This window comes from Micromonospora sp. M51 (assembly GCF_018070305.1).
Lineage (GTDB): Bacteria > Actinomycetota > Actinomycetes > Mycobacteriales > Micromonosporaceae > Micromonospora > Micromonospora parva.
This window is the reverse complement of the sequence record NZ_JAGPXZ010000534.1, coordinates 1-4399: the sequence shown is the minus strand read 5'-3', so window position 1 is coordinate 4399 and position 4399 is coordinate 1. Positions and strand designations below refer to the sequence as shown.

Annotated in this window: 4 protein-coding genes; 1 reads left to right on the top strand and 3 read right to left on the bottom strand. The window is 73.0% G+C overall.

Annotation, left to right across the window (positions count from 1 at the left end; genetic code table 11):
• The 3 genes from KBX53_RS23870 to KBX53_RS23860 all read right to left on the bottom strand — a co-directional run.
• Window positions 1-1061 (bottom strand): hypothetical protein (locus KBX53_RS23870; protein ID WP_210861746.1); only part of this gene is annotated, 1061 nt, incomplete at its 3' end.
• Complete coding sequence (locus tag KBX53_RS23865) at window positions 1058-1837, bottom strand: sulfotransferase (RefSeq protein WP_030337674.1); 780 nt, start codon at window positions 1835-1837, stop codon at window positions 1058-1060. The genes KBX53_RS23865 and KBX53_RS23870, both read right to left, overlap by 4 nt.
• Window positions 1830-2792 carry a hypothetical protein gene (locus KBX53_RS23860; RefSeq protein ID WP_210861744.1) on the bottom strand — a complete coding sequence of 321 codons (963 nt, stop codon included), beginning with the start codon at window positions 2790-2792 and terminating at the stop codon, window positions 1830-1832. The genes KBX53_RS23865 and KBX53_RS23860 overlap by 8 nt, the downstream gene beginning before the upstream one ends.
• A gap of 260 nt (window positions 2793-3052) precedes the next feature.
• On the opposite strand from KBX53_RS23860, the gene KBX53_RS23855 reads away from it, so the two are divergent.
• Window positions 3053-4336, top strand: coding sequence for a glycosyltransferase family 4 protein (locus KBX53_RS23855; protein WP_210861742.1), 1284 nt, complete (start codon window positions 3053-3055; stop codon window positions 4334-4336).
• The last annotated feature ends 63 nt before the right edge of the window (window positions 4337-4399 follow it).

The window sequence follows — 4399 nt, the reverse complement described above, 5'->3', positions numbered from 1 at the left end:
GTCTTGACCATCTCCGTGGCCCGGCTGGCCGGGTCGCCGTCGCCGTCGCGCCAGAACTGACCGACCTCCCACGCCTGGATCGGGGTGCCCGGCGGTGTGGTGGCGCGCAGGTAGTCCAGCAGCGGGGCCACCCCGCTGAAGTGCTCGTAGAAGTGCACCTGCCGGACGTCGACGGTGCGGTCGGTCAGCAGCGACTCGGTCACCGCCAGGAAACGCAGGTTGCGGCTGTTGGTCTCGGTGCCGAGCGCCCGACGTAGCTGCGCCTCCCCGGTCACCGCCGGAATCTGCTGCCCCCGGGTGCCGACCCGACGCTGGAAGTACGCCTGATAGGCGGCGACGGCCTCGGGCACCCGATCGGCGCGCAGCAGCCGGTCGGCGACACCCATGCCGTACGCGACACTGCTGATGCCGGAGTCGACCACCCGCGCCTTCTGGTCGGTCGCGCGGATCGTCTCGGCGGCGGCCCGGACCAGCCGCGCGTAGTCCTCGGGGCTGCCGGCCCAGTAGCTCGGCGCGTTGACCTCGTTCTCGATCGCGTACTCCCGCACCCCGTACGGGCCGTAGCGCTGCACCACCTCGCCGACGAACCGCTGGTACGCGCCGAGGTCGGTGGGCATCGCCGACTCGGTCTTGTTGGCCGCGCCCAGGGTGTAGCGTGCGGTGCCACCGGTCGCCCAGCACACGCCGGTGCGGATCTTCAGGTGCAGTGTGATGCCTAGGTCCCGGCTGCGCGTGGCGATCTCGTCCAGCCCGGCCCAGTCCGCCTTACCGGGGGTCCGTTCGATCTCGCACCAGGAGATCTCCTCGTACGTCGCCGAACCGGCGAGCCGGCGCAGGTACGGCCCGAACTGCTGAAACCGCGACCAGTCCCAGTGCGCGCCGAACGGGTTGCTCACCTGCTCGCCGGTGCGCGCCGGCGCGCCGGTTGCGGGTGCCGCCGTCGCGGAGGGGGTGGCGGCCGGCGGCGGATCGTTGTCGCCGCCGGTGCAGCCGGCGGTGAGCAGGAGGGTGGCGGCGATGGCGACGGTGGCGATCGCGCGCCGCCGGCTCGGGCGGGTCACCGGTAACCCAGGGCGCGCAGGGTCGGACCGGAGAAGACCCAGACCAGCAGGCGCAGGAACGGGTCGAGTTCGCGGCGGTAGGTGCCCACCCGGGAGCCGTAGATCGGTTCGGTGACGCTCGCCGCCGCCCGTCGTCGCTCCGCCTCGGTGGTGTACTTCTGGGCCACGTCGTGCTGCTTGCTGTCGTAGTCGAGGATGCCGTCCTCCCACGGTTCGCCGAGGAACTCGAACAGGGCCCGCATCGTCTTCTCCGGCTCGCTGACCGCCTGCTCGTAGCGCAGCTCGTAGTAGCGGTCCGCCGGCAGGGTGGCGCCGACCGCCCGCGCGGCCCGGATGTAGCGCGGCCACTTCACCACGCACTTCACGGCGGACCAGTAGCCGAACCGTTTGCGGTGCGAGACCACCACGTCGCGGCCGTCCCGGATGAGGTGCACGATCTGGGCGTCCGGGAAGACCTCGGTGACGAAGTCCAGCGACATCGCGTACAGCGGGGTCTTGTCGGCCCACCGGGCCTTGCCCCGGGCGGCGGCGTAGTCGGCGTGCACACCGCCGAAGAAGTCCCGGATCCGGCGCAGCCAGTCCTCGCGCGGAAACCCGAAGCGGGCCAGCCGTTCCCAGTCCCGGCCGACGATCCGTCGCAGGTCGGGCAGGAACCGGGTCTCCGGGCCGCAGCTGATCCGCGAGTGTGAGTCCAGGACGAGACGCACCATGGTGGTGCCCGACCGCTGGCAGCCGACCAGGAAGATCGGCGCGGTACGGGTTCCGGTCTCAGCCACTGTCGGCCGCCTTCGTGGTCTCGGGTCGGGCGTCGGCCGCGGCGCGGTCGAGCCGGTCGGTCAGCTCGTCGCAGCGGGCCCGCACGCGCCTGTCGATCGGCAGCCGCCGGTGCTCCGCCGCACCGTGTGACTGGCGGGGGCCGATGTGCGCGTGCAGCCGTGGGTGGTACGGGAAGTCGAGGAAGGCGCAGAGCCGCCGAAGCTGTGCGGCGGGGTCCGCGACCAGGCTGTCGTAGCGGCACAGCAACACGTCGGCGCGCCGGTCGAGGCCGAGCCGGAAGACCAGCGAGTTGCGGACGTACCAGAACAGCGCCGCGCCGCTGTGCGGATCCAACCGTTGCGGGTCGTGGGCCCGGATCAGCTCGACGGCGTCGGCGTCGAGGCGCTGCCCCTGCCACCGTCGCCCGATGCTGCCGTCGGCGATCGCCCGCAGGGCCCGCAGGTTGGCGTCCCCGAACTTGGCGACCTCGGAGCGGGCCCGGTCGTCGACGTCGCGGTAGACCCAGAGCGCGCGCCCGGGGGTCAGCCCCGGCAGGGCCAGCAACTCGTCCACACGGTGACTCTCGCAGAGCGGCTTGACCAGGACGTACGCGTGACGGCTGCGCTGGATGACGGCGGTCAGCACCGGGTCCGGGCGGAGTTGGAAGCGGTGGAAGAGGGTGCTGTCGTTCTCGTTGCGGACCTCGACCTCGGGTGCGGCGTCCAGGCCGCGGACCAGCATGTTCGTGCCGGAGCGTTGCAGGCCGACCAGGTAGACCGGCATCGCCGAGCCGGGCGTGCGGCCGGCCCGCCGCCGCCAGCGTCGCTTCGCCAGTGCCGTGCCGATCCGGTCGACCGGGTTGAGGCGGTCCTCCTCGATCAGCCGTCCGATCCCCTCGGTACGCGCCCAGCGCAGGTGCCGCCGGACCCGCCGCGCGGTGTACGCGAGCGCGGAGACCTCGTCGTCGGCTGCCACGGGTCCTCCTTGTCGGGGCACCGGCCCGGCCCCGCAGCAGAGCGGGTACGACCGGCGGCAGCCAGGCTATCGGGAGATCATGGCGGGAGGCCAGGCTGCGGACCGCACGGGCAGACGAAGATCACCCGTTCAGCCACATGGCTAATGTGAACTGGACTCGCTGACCCGGCCTGCATACCGTGGGCCGTGGCCGGGGCGGGCGGATCTCGGTCATCACCTCGGGGCCCGATTCGCCCGATCGACGTGAGCAGGCCGAGTCGATGCGCGTGCTGCATGTGAACAAGTTCCTCTACCGCCGTGGCGGTGCCGAGGGGTACTTGCTCGATCTCGCCGACCTGCAACGGGCCGCCGGCGACACTGTCGCCTACTTCGGCATGAGCCACCCGGAGAACGAGTCGCCGCTGCCGTACGCCGCGCGGTTCCCGTCCGAAGTGGAGTTGGAGCCGGCGCCGAGCGGGGTGCGGCCCCGGGCGGTGGCCGTCGGGCGGATGCTGTGGTCGCCGACGAGCCGGCGCGGACTGGCCCAGGTGATCGACGACTTCCGGCCGGACGTGCTGCACCTGCACAACATCTACCACCAGCTCTCCCCGTCGGTGCTCGCCGCGGCCCGCGCCGCTGGGGTGCCGTGCGTGCTGACCATGCACGACTACAAGCTCGCCTGCCCGAGTTACCAACTGCTGGACCGGGGCCGGCCCTGCCAGGCGTGCGTCACCGGTGGCCCGTTGCAGGCGGCCCGCCGCCGCTGCAAGGACGGCTCGCTGTCCCGCAGCGGACTGCTCGCCGTCGAGTCCTGGTTGCACCGGCGGCTCAACGCGTACGACCCGGTGCAGCTCTTCGTCAGCCCGAGTGGGTTCCTGGCCGACGTGATGCGCCGCGCGGGCGTCTACCCGGACCGGTTGCGGGTGGTCAACCACTTCGTCGACCTGACCGGTGTCACCGCCAAGCAGACGCCCGGCGGCGGTGTCGTCTTCGCCGGCAGGCTGGCCCCGGAGAAGGGCGTCGACGTGCTGATCGAGGCCGCCGCCGCGCTGCCGGACGGGGTCGGCGTGGACGTCGCCGGGGACGGGCCGGCCCGCCCGGAGCTGGAGGCGCTCGCCGCCCGGCGGGTGCCCGGCCGGGTCCGGTTCCACGGTCGGCTCGACAAGCCCCGCCTGCACGAGCTGATCCGGTCGGCGGCGGTGGTCGCCGTCCCGTCCCGGTGGCACGAGAACCAACCGATGGCGGTGCTGGAGGCGTTCGCCTGCGGTGTCCCGGTGGTGACCACCGATCTGGGTGGGCTGCCCGAGCTGGTCGAGTCCGAGGTGGACGGGCGCATCGTCGCCGCCGACGAGCCCACCGCCCTCGCCGCCGCGCTGACCGACATCCTGGCCGACCCACAGCGGGCGTACCGGATGGGCCGGGCCGGCCGCACGAAGATCGCCGCCCAGTTCGCGCCGGACCGGCACCTGGAGCGCATTCGCGGGCTGTACGCCGAGGCCTCCGCGGCGCTGCCGGCGCGGCGGCGGACCGGTCGCGCCACGGCCGGTGGGGGAGCGGCCCGGTGAGCCGGGTACGGGTGCTCTACCTCGCCGGCAGCGGTCGCAGCGGCAGCACCCTGGTGACCACCG